Below are 17,914 nucleotides of genomic sequence, written 5' to 3' on the forward strand. Positions count from 1 at the left end.
TAGGAGCACCTCATGTCAACGCCAGCTCAGTTTAACCCGCAAGCTTTTATCGAACTCGCATTATCACGCGGTGTGCTTAAATTTGGTGAGTTTACTTTAAAATCAGGTCGTGTGAGTCCTTATTTTTTCAACGCAGGTTTGCTGAATGATGGCGAAGCGTTGACTGGCCTGGCATCTGGCTATGCAGCAAAACTGACTGAATGTGACAATGTTGAAGTGATCTTTGGTCCTGCATATAAAGGTATTCCATTTGTGGCTGCAACCGCAGTGGCGCTGTCACAAAATCATGGCGTGAGTGTGCCTTGGGGCTTTAACCGCAAAGAAGCCAAAGATCATGGCGAAGGTGGTGTACTTGTTGGTGCTGCTGTAGAAGGTAAAAAAGTCTGGATCATTGATGATGTGATTACAGCAGGCACTGCAATTCGTGAAGTGGTCACTATTCTGAAAAATGCCGGTGCGCAAATCGCGGGTGTGCTGGTCGCATTAGACCGTCAGGAAAAAGGTCAGGGTGAGCTTTCTGCGATTCAGGAAGTACAAAAAGAACTGGAAATTCCGGTGCATGCACTGATTACCATGAAAGACCTGATGGATTATCTGGATGCCAAAGGTGATAAAGATGCATTAGCAAAAATGGAAGACTATCGTCTGAAATATGGGATCTAAGTACTCCTCAGTTTTACTTAATGATCGTGTGGAACATTGATCAATAACTAAGCGTGGAATGTAATAAATCTATAAAAAGCTCAACTCACTTGAGTTGAGCTTTTTATTATATTTTAAGTATATGATTTTTATTAAATAAAAATATAATTTCGTATAAGGTGGATAATGTTAATTTTAGGAAAATTTAAACATTGTAAATGAAAATAGTAATTAGAAATTACCACTAGAAATGATAACTTCAATCAAAATTTAAGATAGTTATCAAATAATCTAATTCAAAGAGCTAAAGCAATAAAAAGTTAAACTAAGCTTTTAATCGTTAAATCTAATTGTTCGGCTATTGCCTTTAATGGAGTTACATTCCCCCACGCTCGACATAACAAGATAGCTCCCTCTAATGATGCAATAATATTCATACTGATTTGATTGGATTGTTCCAAACATATACTTTCTTGTTCAAATGCTTGTATCAATCGCAGTTTCCATACATTTATTATTTGTTTAACTATTTCAACATATTGTACTTTCTCTGGATCACTTCCTGTTTCCATTAATACAGACATTAAAGGACAACCGGCCTCAAAATTAGAAGCTTGCACCATATCGGCCCACCACGTAATAAATACAGTGATGCCTTTACGCACCCCATGCTGATTCAATGCTTTATCTAGTTGTTCTAATGCAGTATTTCCAGAAAAAATTAAAGCCTCTTTAACTATTTGCGATTTACCACCAGGGAAATAATGATAGGTCGAGCCCAGTGGGGCTTGTGCATGTTTCGCAACTTCTCGCACACTTGTAGCAGCTAATCCCTGTGTCCTTAATAAATCCAATGCGGATAAAATAAGCCGTTGCCGTGGATCTAAATTTTTATTTACTTGCAAACTCATTAGTTATGTTCCGCTTAAAAAACAAATTGCTATAACGCTCGTTATAACTTAGCATAATTTCAACTATAACAACTGTTATAATTGGATTAAAAATGAACAATGATTTTATAGTTACCGCGAAAGACGGTTACCCACTTGCAGCAATTAAATACAGTGCAAAAAAACCCAAAGCAAACATTATTCTTGCGGGTGCAACAGGGGTACCACAAGCGTTTTATCGACGTTTCTCCGAATATGTAGTTACACAGGGTTATAACGTCATAACTTTTGACTATCGTGGAATTGGTCGTTCTAAACCTACTGATTTTAAGAATTTTGATAGCAATTTTCTTGAGTGGGCAACACTAGACCTTGCAGCAGTGGTCGATATTGTGGCAGATGATTTACCTCTTTTTATGGTGGGTCATTCATTCGGTGGACATGCCTTTGGTTTACTACCGAATCATCATAAGGTTAAGTGTATTTATATATTTGGTACAGGTGCAGGCTGGCATGGTCATATGCCAAAAACTGAAGCAGTGAAAATAAAAGTACTGTGGGAGCTTGTTTTACCTACATTGGCTCAGTGGAAAGGCTATATTCCAATGTCACTAATAGGTATGGGGGAAGATTTACCCTATGGGGTGTACCAACAATGGAAGCGCTGGTGTAAATTTCCACATTATTTTTTTGATGATCCTCAAGTCCCTGAAATAGCAGAACAGTTTACCAAGGTAACCACACCTATCATTGCAGCGAACGCACTTGATGATTTATGGGCAATGCCGAAATCACGTAATGCATTTATGCAGGGGTATAAAAATGCTGATGTTCAGTTAATTGATATTCCTTTAACCAAGTCGCTACCAAAAATTGGTCATATGGGCTATTTCCGTAGTGACTCAAAAATGCTCTGGGATAATGTAGTAACTGCCTTTGAAAGAATACTTTAACAACGATCCTTGAGAATAATAAATATGGAACATAAGTTTGACCTTTCTAATCTACTCAAAGTCTATAAAGCTTTGATTTGGATTACACTTTATGCTGCTGCTTTACATTTCTTTGATAATGTATATTTTTTCTTTCAATACCCAGAACCTGCTTGGCTCACACGGGAAATTGTTGCATTACTTTGGATACCGATTGCTTTAATGGCTCATCGTGCCGTAGATTTAATTTATACAGGTAAAGTGGAGTACGCTTTCGCAATAATTCATAGTTTTGTATTAGCCAACTGGATTTCATTGGGTCATTATTTATTTGCTTGCCCAGAAGATGTATTACCCCGTATTAATATTGCAATTTTTATTCAAACCAGTATAGCAAGTGTATTATTTGTCATGACTTTATGGTTGCAAATCACTCGCTATCCTCAATCAGTGCGCTATATTAAACCCACTTGGCTGAAAAATATTGCCATGTATTGCATATTAATTATTATTTTAGAGTCAATTTTTCCCTCTGATTTTCATGATTGGTGGTATACGTGGTTAATACCGTCAGATATACATTAACTTGAATTCTACTTAAGAAAGAACAACTTGCATCGACCTTTAACGGAATCTGATACTGAGCTGGAAGATATTTTTACCTGGCGTGAACCACGCCGAGTCACGAATAGTCTGATCATTACATATGACAAATGCGTATATCTCCTGAGAATACAGAAGTAAACCAGAGATTAATTGGCAGATATCTTGAGTTTTTAGCATACCCGGATGCTACGGTTGTAATTGAATACCAAGGTAAGAAGATCAATTACAGCATCCTCGATAAATTAAATCAGCTTAACCAACGAGATTGTTGAGAATGAACATTTGGGTTCTGTGCTGGTGCATATTCAACAGCAGCATAAAGAATTGAAACAACAAAACAAACGTAATCGTTCTCAATCTACGCCAAGAAGACGTGCCCAGAAAACAGCAGTTCAGCAACGAAATCTGGATCCTGCACTTGACTTGGAAATAATACTCTCATATCGAATTGATATGTAAGGAATTGATCCCTAAATCCTCAGGATCAATTCCTTTTTTTATAAACTACATATAGGTTAGAGGCTAAAATCTAAACTTCACCCCAAGCCCATACACCCAATCTTTTTCGGAATTTGAGCTGAGCTGATCATTTTCCCACTGGCTTTCCTGCTCATAACGGTAAGCAATATCAACATAAGGCATGACCTGCTTCGTTATTTCATATCGGGTATTCAAACCCAGCGCAGCTTCACGTAGTCCAGTCTTTTCTGCATAAGGGGAACCATCATTTAAGATTGCTGCCACTTCGATATAAGGCTGTAGAATCAGTTTTTGAGTCAAAAGCAGGTCGCGTTCAGCCTCAAAATTCAATGCTACATAGTCATCTTGCCCCACTTCCAGATAAGCCGAAGTTTCAAAGAAATAGGGTGCCAAACCATGTAAACCAAGCACTGCATTCCAGCGTTCCTGCATGGTATGTTGCTGGTTCACTTCAAGCGAATGTTCCTGATAACCCAGACCGGCCTGCATATCCCAGAAGTCTGAAATCATACGGCTATACAGTATTTTTGCAGTGTATTCCTCTGGTCTGGACTCAGTCTTTTCAGCTTCCAGTTTAAGTACCAGTCTGTTTTCATCCGTACCGATTTTCAGTTCATTGTCTGACTGAAATGTGCCCTGACCATGTCCCGTGGTTTGCCAGCGCTGATCCAGTTCAAGCACAGTATAAATCTGGCCACCATGCTCATGTTTATGGTTAATTTCCTTTATCCTTTCAGTAGGAACAAGCGGTGAGGGCTGCATATCTGTATGCTGTTGATGTACATGAGTAGGGACAGATGCTTGCATCATGGTGTGATCATGCTGCATTGGTTCGGCAAATGCAGTAGAACTCATCAACAGGGTCACTGCCAACGACAGGGAGTACTTCACTGTTTTAATGGTGTGCATGAGCATCTCCTTGTTGTTGGGCTGATTGCGGTTTAGCAGGCGGGGTATTGGTGTGGTCATCATTAACCTGTGCTACGATCAGTTTGTTCATCATACCAGCGCTCATGTGATAGAGCAGGTGACAGTGAATTGCCCATTCACCCAATTCATCGGCAGTTAGTAGCGCGGTAACCGTTTTGCCGGGTGGCACCACAATGGTGTGCTTGTTGGGCAGATCACCTGCAGGCTGACCGTTTTCCAGCTGCATAAACATGCCATGTAGGTGCATTGGATGTGCCATCATGCTGTCGTTGATGAATTTCAGCCGGATACGCTGACCATACTTCACCTGTAAAGGTTCAGCTTCGCTATATTTCTTGCCATTGATGGTCCAGATGTAACGCTCCATGTTGCCGCCGAGGCGGATCACCAGTTCCGATTCCGGTTCACGAACATCCGGCTGAGGAAATAATGATTTCAGGTCACCATACTGCAGGGCTTTATGATCCGCAGGGGTAGACGCATTGGCCCAGCCTTCAACGGCTCCAGCAGGCTGTTTTTGTTCTGGCATGGAATGCTGTGCATGCAGCTCATGTTGAGCAGACTCATCATCTGAGGATTTTTCCGAATACATGCTATGACCCGCAGGCATATGCTGTGGCATTTCATGTTGTCCAGCATGTCCCATATCCTGCATGGTTAATATAGCGCGGGGACGGGCTGCGGGTTGGCTGATATGATGCGGCATGGGCTGGGTCTGGTCATGCAGGCTGCCTAAGGCAAAGCCGGAACGGTCGATCGATTCCGCCTGGATCTGATAATGTGCTGCAGTTGGTTCTACAATCACGTCATAGGTTTCTGCGGCACCGATGCGGAATTCATCAATACTGACCGGTTTGACGGGCTGGCCATCAGCACTGACTACAGTCATTTTCAGATTTGGAATACGTACATCAAAAAAGGACATGGCTGCGGCATTGATAAAGCGTAGACGCACTTTTTCATTCGACTAGAACGGTCCGGTCCAGTTCTGTTCAGGCGTTTTGCCATTTACCAGAAAAGTATAGCCGCTGACATCGGACAGGTCGGTTTTGAGCATGCGCATCTGGTTCCACATCTTGCGGTCTGACCAGGTTGCCTTAAGACCATCACGTTTGAGCTGCTGCCAAATATCACCCACTGTTTCACGCTGGTTCTGGTAATAATCTGCTGATTTTTTCAGGTTATTCTGAATAGACTGGCTGCTCTGTTCATGAAATTCTGAAAGCATCACCACATAGTCACGCTCAGTTTTTTCATGGGCAGGAATCGTATTTCGATTTTTAGGGTGAATCAGCAGCGCACCGTACAGCCCATCCTGTTCCTGACCTTTGGAATGGGCGTGATACCAGTAGGTACCATTCTGGCGTACCTTGAAACGGTAGCTAAACTTCTGTCCGGGCTTAATGCCCTGAAATCCGTTAAAGCCAGGCACACCATCCATCAGGCCGGGTAATAACAGGCCGTGCCAGTGCAGGGAAGAATCCTGATGATCCAGATTATTCTGTACATGAATAATTGCTTCATCGCCCTCTGTAAATTCAAGTGTCGGAGCCGGGAACTGACCATTGACGGTAATACGCTGCAGAGGTTTCCCGGTCAGATTGAGTTTACCTTCATCAATAATCAGATGGTATTCTTTCACTGCGGCAAAAGCAGATGATGAGATCACACATAAGCCTACAAACAGGCTGTGACGAAATTTAATAGACATAACTTGATCCTGAAATTTATTAAAAATATTTAAAAATTTGGATCAGGCTTTGGGAGGACGGAGAATATCTTGCCAGTAACCGCTAAGGTGGCGGGCAGTATAAGGGAAAGAAAGTGCGGTATTGGCTTCGTAGGGGTGCAATATAGTCAACGGCTGCGATTCGGTATTTAACCAGCTCATCATGCTTTGGCAGGCACTAAAGTTACAATCGAGACATTCATGTTGTTGAGTCGAAGCTTGATTATCACAGTGTTGAGAAGCGGGAGCATGCGTTGCATGTTCTATGATAGCCATCTGTGAGGCGTGCTGATCACCATGTACCATTTGTTTGGCACAAGGCTGTTGTTGCATTTGAATCAGATGCATGGAGTTCGCGGATGCTACAGACATAGTGCCCCAGCCGATGGCAAAAACCATCAGCAGGATAAACCAGGCCTGTTGAAAAAAGCGTTGCAGCACGAAGCACCTTGAATCGCAGAATGCGTATTATTTTTAAGCATAAAAGTTCTGCAGGGATTTGGCAATAATACAGGACCACTTAACAATGCAGATAGTTTAAATATTCCAGAGAAGCTGAAAGATTTATTTAAAAATTAGAAAGCTTGTGATGAGCAGTCAGGGTTATTCTAATCAATCATCTTTATCGGACTGCTGTGTTTCCTCACATTTTTTGCAGTCCAGTTCTATGCCCAGTTTTTCCCTTCGACCTGATTCAGTCATGACCCAGGGACGGTTTTGCCAGGGCGGATCATGCCGTACATGTTGACCATGTCCACAGGCCAGTTCAGCGACCCAATGATTTTCCTCATCTAAATGAAAACCGACGATAGCTTGCAACATCTTTAGATTCATCCTTAACACAAGAATGCATACATACTCATGCAAAATCTGAATAAACAAAAGAATAATCTCGGCTATACTCATTGCCAAATTCATTTTGAAAAAAGAGCACAGAAATATGCGCGTACTTGTTGTGATGGATCCCATCGAAAATGTAAACCTGAAAAAAGATTCAACCATGGCGATGCTTTGGGCAGCCGCACGCCGTGGTCATGAACTGGGTTATGCATTACAGCAAGATTTGTATATTGATCAGGGTAAAGCATTTGGTTTGATCTCACCACTACAAGTGTTTGAAGACTATAATCATTACTATGAATTAGGTGAAAAGCGTAAAGAATCCATCGCGGCATATGATGTGGTGTTAATGCGTAAAGACCCACCTTTTGACATGAATTTTGTCTATGCAACTTATATCCTGGAACAGGCTGAACGTGAAGGTGCCTGGATCATTAACAAGCCGCAAAGCCTGCGTGACTGTAATGAAAAGCTGTTTGCCACCCAGTTCCCGGAACTGCAAGTACCAACTTTAGTGACTTCACAACAAAGCCTGATACGTGAATTCATTAAAGATCATGGTGATGTCATTGTTAAACCCTTAGATGGCATGGGGGGAATGGGGATTTTTCGTCTGTATCAGGACGGAGTAAATATCGGTTCGACTATCGAAATCCTGACCAATAATGGGACTCAGCCCATCATGGCACAGCGTTATATTCCAGAAATTGTTGAAGGCGATAAACGTATTTTGATGGTAAATGGTGAACCGGTACCTTATTGTCTGGCACGTATTCCCCAAAATGGTGAAGTGCGCGGCAACCTGGCAGCAGGTGGTCTGGGGGAAGCGCGTCCTTTAACTGAAAATGATAAAGCCATTGCTGCAAAAGTTGGCCCATTTTTACGTGAAAAAGGTCTGGTCTTCGTGGGTCTGGATGTGATTGGTAACTATGTCACTGAAATTAACGTGACCAGTCCAACCTGTATCCGTGAAATTGATACCCAGTTTGGGACTTCGATTGCGGATGACCTGTTTGATGTGCTGGAAGCAGGGGTCAAGCAGGCCTAAGTTTTGTAATTATAAATAAAAAGAGCCTCCATTGAGGCTCTTTTTATTTACCATGCCATCGGAACAGATAGCTGCTCATCATCAGACCGAGTACCGAAAGGCAGGCAGTAACCAGTGCAATATTGGCCCATTGTCCGGTCGCAGAAACCAGTGATGCACTCAGTGGCGGGACAAAAAACTGTGCAAATGCCGAAACTTGAAGAACAAGGCCGACACTGGCTGCCGCGGCATTGGCCTGAGGTGCATATTTCAGAGTAATGGCAAAAACAGTCGTCGGAATAATTCCGCCAATCAGTGAAAACAATACAGCACTCAGTACCTGTAATTCCAACATCAACCAGGAACGAGCAGCAAAGGCCAGAAAGCTGGTCAGCATCATGCTGATAAAACCAGTCCAGAGCAGGGTTTTCGGCTGCCAGCCACGTTGCAACAGCATACCGGCACCAAAGGTACCACCCAGATTGGAAACCACGACCAGTGAAGCCAATATACCTGCAGTTTTTAAATCAATCTGATTCGCGACATACATACTCGGTAAAAAGCCGATTACAGTCAGCCACTGACTGGTATAACAGGCAAAAATTACCGCCAGACATAAAATTGGTGGATGAGTAATGGTGACCCGAACAATTTCCCAGAAAGAAGAACTGGTAGCCGATGATGATGCGGTTTCAGAGGTAGGTACTTGCGGTTCAAGATGCAGATAACGATGTACCATTAAGGCAATCAACAGACACAATCCACCGATTAAAACCCAGATGGTCTGCCAATGCAGCCATTCCAGCAATATCGGAATACACAGAACGGCTAGACTCACCCCTACACCCATATAGGAACTCCACAGCCCCATCTTGAAATTCAGATGTTCTAGCCGGCTGATCCTTTTCAGAATGGCTGGTGCACACAGGGAGATGGTCAGGAAGCCGATGCCTTCAGTAAAACGAAAAAAATATAATGCAGCGACATGCTGAGTCCAGAGTCCGGCAATACTGCTGAACCCTAGAATCGTTAGCGCCAGAATCAGGCAACGTTTTAGACCAAATTTTTCAGAGAATGCACCAATACTGAGTGCAAACAGCATGCCTGCGCCCTGAACCAGAGACAGGGAAAAACCTGCTTGGGTAAAACTGAGTCCTAAGTCCTGCTGCAAAATTGGAATTACGGCAGAGAGTTTGCCGACATGAATGGCCGCCAGATAACCTGCCAGGATCACCCAGCTATCATGCACTGAAATTTTTGACATCTGTCATCGCTTTATCTGTTAAATCAATTCATTAAAGAATTGATGTTATTTATTAAGAATATAAATAACATAGAAAAAGAATAAATTTCATGCTGTTTAGACCTAAGTTTAGGTCTGAAAAATAGTGATCAGTGCAATAATGTTTTCGCTTCATCCTGCGATAAAATCTGTTTTATATCTATAAAAAAGAAATCATTGAAATCAATTAATAAAATCCGTTTTTTTTCTGAAAATTGAATAAAAATGCAGACCTGATTATAAATACAGTTTAAACTTTAAAATCGTGTGAAAAAAAACAATGAAACGCTCGTTGAAATAAAGTAAATAAACTTTCATGGCTTAGCGATTGTGATTACAATTGACGACTTAAATTACACATCCTGTTTATATTTTAGAATTGAAGAATTAGACCGTGACCGATGCTCAGCAAAAACAGCCTAAACATGTCATGATGATGGCCGCAGGTACCGGTGGACATGTATTTCCAGCGTTAGCCGTTGCAAAAGACTTAGAACAGCAGGGGATCAAAGTGTCCTGGTTGGCAACTCCGGCAGGCATGGAAAACCGACTTTTAAAAAACCATAATATTCCAATTTATCAGATTGATATTCAAGGCGTGCGCGGCAATGGCGTAGTACGTAAATTGGTGGCACCGTTTAAAATTCTAAAAGCCACTCTTAGCGCCATGAAGTATATGAAACAGCTGAAGGTGGATGCTGTCGCCGGTTTTGGTGGCTATGTCGCCGGTCCAGGTGGTCTAGCAGCGCGAATGCTGGGCATTCCCGTGATTATTCATGAGCAAAATGCTGTAGCCGGTTTTACCAATACCCAGCTGTCCCGTATTGCCAAAAAAGTCTGTCAGGCATTTCCGAATACTTTTCCGGCCCAGGATAAAATTGTCACTACAGGCAATCCGGTACGTAAAGAAATTACTGAAATTTTCAATCCGTCCTGGCGTTATCAGGAACGGGAAAAAGCTGGCCAGCCACTGCGTATTTTAATTGTCGGGGGTTCACTGGGCGCTCAGGCACTCAATGAATGTGTGCCTGAAGCCTTAAAACAGCTGAATGTCCCATTAAATGTTTATCATCAGTGTGGTCAAAATCATGCAGATGCGACCCGTGCCCGTTATGCTGATGCACCTGCAACTTTAAATATTGAAGTACAGCCATTTATTGAAGATATGGCACAGGCCTATAGCGATGCGGACTTAATTATCTGCCGTGCCGGTGCGTTGACCGTAACTGAAATTGCCACAGCAGGCGTGGCCGCAATCTTTGTGCCATTACCAAGTGCGGTAGATGATCACCAGACCGCCAATGCCCGATTCCTGGCAAATCTTGGCGCAGCAAAAATCTGCCCGCAAGCCACAATGACCCCAGACAGTTTAAAAGCGTTGCTGGAACCGATGCTGAATCGCCAGCTTCTTATGGAAATGGCTGTAAAAGCACGCCAGCAGGCTCAACCAGATGCAACCCAACACGTGGTTCGTTTAATTCAAGAATTGTAAACCGAGTAAATTATGTCTCCATCAACTCCAGCTGACCAAGCGAAAAAATTAATCAAAGTGCCAGAAATGCGCCGTATCAAACACATTCATTTTGTGGGGATCGGCGGTGCTGGCATGTGTGGTATTGCTGAAGTATTAAAAAACCAGGGTTACAAAGTCTCTGGTTCAGATATTAAAGCGTCCAAAACCACGGCTCAGCTGGAAGAAAACGGAATTAAGGTTTACATCGGTCATGCCGCTGAAAATATTCAGGGTGCCAATGTCATTGTGGTTTCAACCGCCATTGATCCTGAAAATCCGGAAATTAAGACTGCGATTGAAAAGCGTATTCCAGTGGTTCGCCGTGCTGAAATGCTGGGTGAATTGATGCGCTACCGTCACGGTATTGCAGTAGCAGGTACTCACGGTAAAACGACAACCACCAGTCTGGTGACTTGTATGTTGGCCGAAGAAAATCTTGATCCAACCTATGTGATCGGTGGCTTGCTGAATCGTACGGGTGTGAATGCTGCATTGGGTGCTAGTCGTTATATCGTGGCAGAAGCAGATGAATCAGATGCCTCTTTCCTGCACCTGCAGCCAATGGCGACCATTGTCACCAATATCGATGCTGATCATATGGATACTTATGGCGGCAGCTTTGATGTGCTGAAAGATACTTTTGTTCAGTTCCTGCAAAAACTTCCGTTCTACGGCCTAGCCGTGGTATGTGGTGATGATGCCAATATACGCGAAATTATGCCGCGGATCGGTCGCCCACTCCTTACCTATGGTTTCAATGAAGACAATGACATTCGTGCAGTTGATATTAAACAGGATGGCATGCAGTCGCACTTTACGGTATTACGTAAAGATCGTGAGCCACTACGTGTTACGATCAATATGCCGGGTGCACATAATATTCTGAATTCACTGGCAGCAATTGGTATTGCGACTGATGAAGGCGTTTCTGATGCTGCGATTTGCCGTGCCTTGGAAAGCTTTAGCGGTGTTGGTCGTCGCTTCCAAGTGCAAGGTCAGTTCGAGCTTGAAGGCGGTGATGTGAAGCTGGTGGATGACTATGGTCACCATCCTAAAGAAGTTGAAGCAACCATCAAGGCGGCACGTGCCAGTCATCCAGACCGTCGTCTGGTAATGATGTTCCAGCCGCACCGTTTTAGCCGTACCCGTGACTGTTTTGAAGACTTTGTCGATGTATTGTCCACGGTAGATCAGTTGTTATTGCTGGAAGTTTATTCAGCAGGGGAGAAACCAATCGTTGGTGCAGATAGCCGTGCTCTGGCGCGCAGTATTCGTCTGCGTGGTGAGGTAGAGCCGATTCTGGTTGATCCGGTTGAAGGAAACCTCAGCAATGTCATGAAAAATGTGCTACAAGCAAATGACCTGCTGCTGACTCAGGGTGCCGGTAATGTAGGTGCAATTTCAATTGAACTTGCTCAGAATCATCTATATGTAAAGTAGTCGCCGTGTGTGGCTCAGATAGAATTGACCAGATTTAAAAGTTTAAGGATATAAACGTGTCAAATGCTTCAAAATTCGGAAAAGTTGCCGTATTGCTTGGTGGTAAATCTGCAGAGCGTGAGGTTTCGCTAGACAGTGGTACGGCAGTGCTTGAGGCATTGCTGCGTTCTGGGGTGAACGCCGAAGGCTTCGATCCTCAGGAGCGTAGCATCACGGAGCTGACGGCTTATGATCGTGCTTTCATTGTGCTGCATGGTCGTGGTGGTGAAGATGGTCAGATTCAAGGTGCACTGGAGTGGCTGAATATTCCTTATACCGGTACAGGCGTACAGGGTTCAGCGATTGGTATGGACAAGGTTAAAACCAAGCAGGTTTGGCAAGGTTCAGAACTGCCAACAGCACCTTACCGTATTGTGACCAAAGATTCGAATGCTGAAGAAATCGTTGCAGCACTCGGCTTGCCACTGATTATCAAGCCAGTGCATGAAGGCTCAAGCATTGGTATGAGCAAGGTTGAGAAAATCGAAGACTTCGCTACTGCCATTGCGAAAGCGACTGAACATGATGCCATTGTGATGGCAGAGAAATGGATTACCGGTCGTGAATTCACTATTGTTTTGTTAAATGGTCAGGCACTTCCGGTAATTCGTTTGCAACCACCAGAAGATGTGGCTTTTTACGACTATGAAGCCAAATATAACCGTAATGATGTACAGTACGGCATTCCATGCGGTCTAAGCGAAACAGAAGAAAAAGAACTGCAAGCCTTGGCTTTACGGGCTTTCCAGGCAGTAGGTGCTAGCGGTTGGGGTCGTATTGATGCCATGCAGGATCAGGACGGTAAGTTCTGGCTACTGGAAGTGAACACGGTGCCAGGCATGACCAGTCATTCTTTGGTGCCAAAAGCGGCAGCAGCAGTAGGCTATAGTTTTGAAGCGCTATGTGTGGCGATTCTGGAACAAACTCTGAACGGTGTGGCTCACTAAGATATGGCTCAACTTCCTGCATCCATGCGCCGCAAACGTGCTGCGATTACATCAATTCACGACAAGCCGCCCACACGAAAAGAAAAAATGGCCAATCTAGGTGGTTGGTTACTGCTGTGTGTGGCGTTTGTAGTACTTGCTGCAGGAATACTGGGATTCTATCGTGTGATGACCGATGCCCAGGTAGCAGAGCTTGAGGTGATTGGTTCTCGTTCGGTGGCAGAAGAACGTCAGATCCTGCAACATGTATCGCCAATTATTACCGAAAATTATTTTACCTCGGATTTAAGATCAGTCCGTGATAAAACTCTAGAATTATCTTGGGTAGATCGTGTTGTGGTATCACGTGCCTGGCCGAATGCAATTCGGGTAAGGGTAATGCCGCACCATGCAATTGCACGTTGGGGCACTGGACGTCTGCTCAGTGATAGCGGGAAAATTTTTACTGAAGTACTTCCTCGCAGTTATCCTGAATTACCGTTACTGCATGGTCCTGCCAGCCAGGCCAAAACCATGATGCGTCGCTATAACGAAATTAATCAGCTGTTCGCACCGCATGGCATTCGTTTAAAAGAATTATATCTAACAGAGCGCATGACATGGTTTATGCAGTTTGATTCGGGATTACGCGTGATTGTGGATCAGGATCAAACCATGAGCAAGCTGCAACGTCTTAGCCATCTTTCCTATAGCGATTTGAAGCCAGTTTGGTCTAGAATTTCTTCAATTGATCTGCGCTATAGAAATGGGCTTGCGATTCAGTGGAAGAATGCAGTTCCACCAAAGATACAAAATGGTCATTTTATTGTAACGAATAATGACACCGGCGTTGAGAACGGCGTTACAGTAAAGCCATAATGTTCGGCTTTGAAAAATAGAGGCTTAGAGCCATAAATTAAACACAGGTAATGGTAGTAACGAATAATGAATGAAGCTGTTCCCTCAGTTGTTGCGATTGACATTGGGACGCACAAAGTTTCAGTTTTGATTGGTAAGGTACATGCGCCAGACAATATCCAGGTCATTGGGATGGCGACTGCTCGTAACCGAGGCATGAATAAAGGGAAAATTGTAAGTCTCGATAAAGTCATTACCGCAATAAAAAATGCCGTTCAAGAAGCGGAAGACATGGCGGAATGCCGTGTACATTCAGCTTGGATTTCAATTCCAAGTGCGGAGCTGAAAAGCTTTTATGCTTCAGGCCGTACTTCAGTTGACAATGCAGAACATACAATTACCACCAGTGAGGTGGTGCGCGCGCTTGAACTGGCTAAAGCCAGTCATCAGATCTCAGATCATTACCTGGTCAGCGCAGTTCCACTAGGTTTTGAGCTGGATGATGCACCGGAATGGGTATTGAATCCGATCCGTATGTCGGCGCACAGCATGACTGGGCATTATCATTTAATGATGTTGCCAATTAGCACCATGCAGAATATTGACCGTGCCCTGAAAGGTGCCAATATTGGTGTAGAGCGCATGGTGGTATCATGTCTGGCCACTGCTGAAGCCAGCTTGCTGAAAGATGAAAAAGAGTATGGGGTATGTCTGGTCGACATCGGTGCCGGAACCACAAATCTTGCAGTTTATCTGGATGGTCGTCTGGCACTTACCCATACCATTCAGCGTGGTGGAGAACATGTAACACGTGATATCGCAGCGGTGTTACAGACTACCACTGAAGAAGCTGAACGTATCAAGCTGTTATATGGTTGTGTCGATCTGAAAGTGGTAAAACCGGACCATATGATTCAGTTCCAGGGTATTGATGGTCCGCAGACTATTAGCCGGATTGAACTGACCGAGATTATTATTGCGCGTTATAGTGAAATTCTGGGCTTGGTGCGTGATGAACTGGAAAACAGTGGTGCAATGCAGGGGCTGTACCATGGTGTGGTATTAACGGGTGATGCCAGCCATATTGAAGGTATGGTCAGCTATGTACGCCGCACTTTAGGTATATCGGCGCATTTGGGTAATCCGCCAGCGCCAGTACATGCAGATGAAGCACATCAGGCAGCGCTGCGTCGTTCGCAGTACGCTACAGCTGCAGGTCTGCTGATGTTCAGCCAGAGTGACGCGCAGGAAACCATCGTAGAATCGGAAGAAAATGAAAGACTGTCAGTGACTCAGCGCGTTAAACGTGCCTGGTCAGGCTTTAATGAAACATTGAAGTCAATTTTTTAGTCGACATTTATTGTGAATATTGTTGAGAAGTTGTAGTAAAAAATGCCTGCACTTGACAACTGAGTTGTGGAGCAGCATTCTTAAAAACAATTTTTTATTAAGATCAGGGCAGTATACGGGCTTAGTGACTGCCAGTACTAAATTAGGAATTTTATAGGTCATGGCCTCATTTGAATTTTTTGAAGACGATCAAGACGATAGCATTGGTCAAGCCCGTTTCACTGTGTTTGGTGTAGGGGGTGCGGGTGGTAATGCTGTACAGCATATGCTGCAATCAGACATCCAGGGTGTAAAATTTGTCTGTGCCAATACTGACAAACAGGCACTGGATCGCATGGAAGCTGAATTTAAAATTCAGCTGGGCGAACAAAGTACCCGTGGTCTAGGTGCAGGTGCAAACCCACAAGTCGGTCAAGCGGCAGCAGAAGAAAGCCGTGAACTGATCCGCCAGCATCTTGAAGGCACAGATATGGTATTCGTGACTGCTGGTATGGGCGGCGGTACAGGTACCGGTGCGGCACCAGTGGTTGCAGAAATTGCTAAAGAAATGGGTATCCTGACAGTTGGTGTCGTTACTACGCCATTCAACTTTGAAGGTAAACGCCGTTTACAGTCCGCTGAGAAAGGTATTCAAGCCCTGGAACAGCACGTGGATTCCCTGATCATCATTCCAAACCAGCGCCTGCTAAAAGTATTCCGTGACATCTCGATGAAAGATGCTTACAAGAAGGCAGATGACGTTCTGTTAAATGCAGTACGCAGTATCTTTGATCTTGTGGTACGTCCAGGTCATATCAACCTTGACTTCGCCGATCTGAAAACAGCGATGAGCACACGTGGTTATGCCATGATGGGTGTTGGTCTTGGTCGTGGTGAAAACCGTGCACGTCAGGCAGCTGAACAGGCAATTCGTAGCCCATTACTGGATAACGTTACTATCATGAATGCCAAAGGCATCCTGATTAACGTGACTGGTGGTGATGATGTAACCTTCGGTGAAATTGAAGAAATTACCGATGTTGTGAACCAGATCGTGGATCTGGACGAAGGTCAAGTCTTCTATGGTACCGTATTCGATCCAGATGCGCGTGATGAAATTAGCGTAACTGTAATCGCAACAGGTCTAACCCGTAACTCGGCAGATGCTGCTGAGCCTGCGAAACGTACCAATGTACAGCAGTCACGTCCTGCAACAGCCCCGGCTGCAGTAGATGAAGATGATGTGCCAGCGATTCAGCGTCAACAAACTGGTGCAGGTGCGGCAGCGACGCCGGCAGCCTCTGTTTCAAGCCCACGTCCAACGCCAATGAGTATTCAGGATTATCTTAAAAATCAACAACGTAAGTAATATGTAACAATATGTGTTTACGATGATTCAACAGAAAAGGTGGCTTTAGGGCCACCTTTTTGTTTTTTATCAATGGCTAAATATGCTAACGTATAGCGGTTTTGTTGATGAACAGATGATAAAAGCATGTTGAAACAGCGTACCCTGAAACGTGTCGTGAAAGCGAGCGGTATCGGTCTTCATAGTGGGCAGAAAGTCATGATTAACTTCGTGCCACACCATGCCGATGGGGGAATTGTATTTCGACGCATCGATCTGAATCCACCAGTTGACATTCCCGCCAATGCCATGCTGATCCAGGAAGCCTTCATGTGCTCGAATCTGGTTCAGGAAAATGCCAAAGTGGGTACCATTGAGCATGTCATGAGTGCTATTGCCGGCTTGGGCATCGATAACCTGATTATTGAAGTGTCAGCTTCTGAAGTGCCCATCATGGACGGTAGTGCTGGGCCATTTATCTATCTGCTGATGCAGGGTGGACTTCAGGAACTGCAGGCACCAAAGAAATTTATTAAAATCATCAAACCTGTAGAAGCGCTTATTGATGATAAGCGTGCGGCTTTTAGCCCGCATGAAGGCTTTCAGCTTAACTTCACCATCGACTTTGATCATCCTGCTTTCAAGAAAGAATATCAGTCTGCCACCATCGACTTCTCTACTGAAACCTTTGTATATGAAGTCAGTGAAGCACGTACCTTTGGCTTTATGAAAGATTTGGACTATCTCAAAGCCAATAATCTGGCACTTGGTGCAAGTCTGGAAAACGCGATTGGCGTGGATGAAACTGGGGTAGTCAATGAAGAAGGGTTACGTTTTTCAGATGAATTTGTGCGTCACAAGATTTTGGATGCTGTCGGTGACTTATATCTGATGGGTCACCAGATTATCGCTAAATTCGACGGTTACAAGTCAGGCCATGCCTTAAATAACCAGCTTTTGCGTAATGTCAGCAGTGATCCGGATAGCTATGAAATTGTAACATTTGATGACATTGAAACTTGTCCAATTCCTTATGTGAATGTGACATAAGTCATTGTCTTTTAGTGTGTATGTTATATTATAACAATATAGAATGAGAACTG

Annotated in this window: 16 protein-coding genes and 2 pseudogenes; 12 read left to right on the plus strand and 6 right to left on the minus strand. The window is 43.9% G+C overall.

Going from position 1 to position 17,914, the window contains the following annotated elements; all coding sequences use genetic code 11:
* The first annotated feature begins 12 nt into the window (after window positions 1-12).
* Window positions 13-663 carry an orotate phosphoribosyltransferase gene (gene pyrE / locus C8322_RS00455; protein WP_111810257.1) on the plus strand — a complete coding sequence of 217 codons (651 nt, stop codon included), beginning with the start codon at window positions 13-15 and terminating at the stop codon, window positions 661-663.
* A gap of 299 nt (window positions 664-962) precedes the next feature.
* On the opposite strand, the gene C8322_RS00460 is transcribed toward pyrE, so the two are convergent.
* Window positions 963-1,553 (minus strand): TetR/AcrR family transcriptional regulator, encoded by a 591-nt coding sequence (locus tag C8322_RS00460; RefSeq protein WP_111810258.1) that lies wholly within the window; start codon window positions 1,551-1,553, stop codon window positions 963-965.
* Between the two features lie 92 nt (window positions 1,554-1,645).
* Here C8322_RS00460 and C8322_RS00465 point away from each other — a divergent pair, with 92 nt between their 5' ends.
* The 3 genes and pseudogenes from C8322_RS00465 to C8322_RS00475 all read left to right on the plus strand — a co-directional run.
* Window positions 1,646-2,485 (plus strand): alpha/beta fold hydrolase, encoded by an 840-nt coding sequence (locus C8322_RS00465; protein WP_111810259.1) that lies wholly within the window; start codon window positions 1,646-1,648, stop codon window positions 2,483-2,485.
* A 24-nt stretch (window positions 2,486-2,509) separates the two neighbouring features.
* Window positions 2,510-3,049: a hypothetical protein gene (locus C8322_RS00470; RefSeq protein WP_111810260.1), complete on the plus strand. Its 540-nt coding sequence runs from the start codon at window positions 2,510-2,512 to the stop codon at window positions 3,047-3,049.
* Window positions 3,050-3,073: 24 nt separating this feature from the next.
* Window positions 3,074-3,529: pseudogene (locus C8322_RS00475) on the plus strand (ISNCY family transposase); the annotation flags it as partial.
* Between the two features lie 63 nt (window positions 3,530-3,592).
* On the opposite strand, the gene C8322_RS00480 reads toward C8322_RS00475, so the two are convergent.
* The 4 genes and pseudogenes from C8322_RS00480 to C8322_RS00495 form a co-directional block, all read right to left on the minus strand.
* Complete coding sequence (locus C8322_RS00480; RefSeq protein WP_111810261.1) at window positions 3,593-4,459, minus strand: copper resistance protein B; 867 nt, start codon at window positions 4,457-4,459, stop codon at window positions 3,593-3,595.
* A pseudogene (locus C8322_RS00485) lies at window positions 4,446-6,191 on the minus strand (copper resistance system multicopper oxidase). Before C8322_RS00485 ends, C8322_RS00480 begins: the two are co-directional and overlap by 14 nt.
* A gap of 42 nt (window positions 6,192-6,233) precedes the next feature.
* Complete coding sequence (locus C8322_RS00490; protein WP_004890788.1) at window positions 6,234-6,650, minus strand: hypothetical protein; 417 nt, start codon at window positions 6,648-6,650, stop codon at window positions 6,234-6,236.
* A 171-nt stretch (window positions 6,651-6,821) separates the two neighbouring features.
* Window positions 6,822-7,031: a DUF3565 domain-containing protein gene (locus tag C8322_RS00495; RefSeq protein ID WP_004813770.1), complete on the minus strand. Its 210-nt coding sequence runs from the start codon at window positions 7,029-7,031 to the stop codon at window positions 6,822-6,824.
* A gap of 118 nt (window positions 7,032-7,149) precedes the next feature.
* Between C8322_RS00495 and gshB the strand changes: the two genes are divergently transcribed.
* Entirely contained in the window at window positions 7,150-8,097 is a 948-nt protein-coding gene (gene gshB, locus C8322_RS00500) for a glutathione synthase (protein WP_004890785.1), read from the plus strand.
* 43 nt (window positions 8,098-8,140) lie between these two features.
* Here gshB and C8322_RS00505 read toward each other — a convergent pair whose 3' ends face one another.
* Window positions 8,141-9,340 (minus strand): CynX/NimT family MFS transporter, encoded by a 1,200-nt coding sequence (locus tag C8322_RS00505; protein ID WP_111810262.1) that lies wholly within the window; start codon window positions 9,338-9,340, stop codon window positions 8,141-8,143.
* 412 nt (window positions 9,341-9,752) lie between these two features.
* On the opposite strand from C8322_RS00505, the gene murG reads away from it, so the two are divergent.
* From murG to lpxC, 7 genes are all read left to right on the plus strand, one after another.
* Window positions 9,753-10,850: an undecaprenyldiphospho-muramoylpentapeptide beta-N-acetylglucosaminyltransferase gene (gene murG, locus C8322_RS00510; RefSeq protein ID WP_004890779.1), complete on the plus strand. Its 1,098-nt coding sequence runs from the start codon at window positions 9,753-9,755 to the stop codon at window positions 10,848-10,850.
* Between the two features lie 12 nt (window positions 10,851-10,862).
* Complete coding sequence (gene murC / locus C8322_RS00515) at window positions 10,863-12,311, plus strand: UDP-N-acetylmuramate--L-alanine ligase (protein ID WP_008305756.1); 1,449 nt, start codon at window positions 10,863-10,865, stop codon at window positions 12,309-12,311.
* 56 nt (window positions 12,312-12,367) lie between these two features.
* A complete protein-coding gene (locus C8322_RS00520; protein WP_004813759.1) occupies window positions 12,368-13,297 on the plus strand; it encodes a D-alanine--D-alanine ligase in 930 nt (309 codons plus the stop codon).
* Between the two features lie 3 nt (window positions 13,298-13,300).
* The gene (locus C8322_RS00525; protein WP_008305753.1) at window positions 13,301-14,155 is read left to right on the plus strand and encodes a cell division protein FtsQ/DivIB; all 855 of its coding nucleotides are present in this window, start codon (window positions 13,301-13,303) and stop codon (window positions 14,153-14,155) included.
* Between the two features lie 66 nt (window positions 14,156-14,221).
* Window positions 14,222-15,484 carry a cell division protein FtsA gene (ftsA, locus tag C8322_RS00530; protein WP_008305751.1) on the plus strand — a complete coding sequence of 421 codons (1,263 nt, stop codon included), beginning with the start codon at window positions 14,222-14,224 and terminating at the stop codon, window positions 15,482-15,484.
* Between the two features lie 160 nt (window positions 15,485-15,644).
* Window positions 15,645-16,832 carry a cell division protein FtsZ gene (ftsZ, locus tag C8322_RS00535; RefSeq protein WP_004813752.1) on the plus strand — a complete coding sequence of 396 codons (1,188 nt, stop codon included), beginning with the start codon at window positions 15,645-15,647 and terminating at the stop codon, window positions 16,830-16,832.
* Between the two features lie 126 nt (window positions 16,833-16,958).
* A complete protein-coding gene (gene lpxC, locus C8322_RS00540) occupies window positions 16,959-17,861 on the plus strand; it encodes a UDP-3-O-acyl-N-acetylglucosamine deacetylase (RefSeq protein WP_004813751.1) in 903 nt (300 codons plus the stop codon).
* Window positions 17,862-17,914 lie beyond the last annotated feature (53 nt).

The sequence above is a fragment of the Acinetobacter sp. SM1B genome (genome assembly GCF_003289665.1).
GTDB lineage: Bacteria > Pseudomonadota > Gammaproteobacteria > Pseudomonadales > Moraxellaceae > Acinetobacter > Acinetobacter schindleri.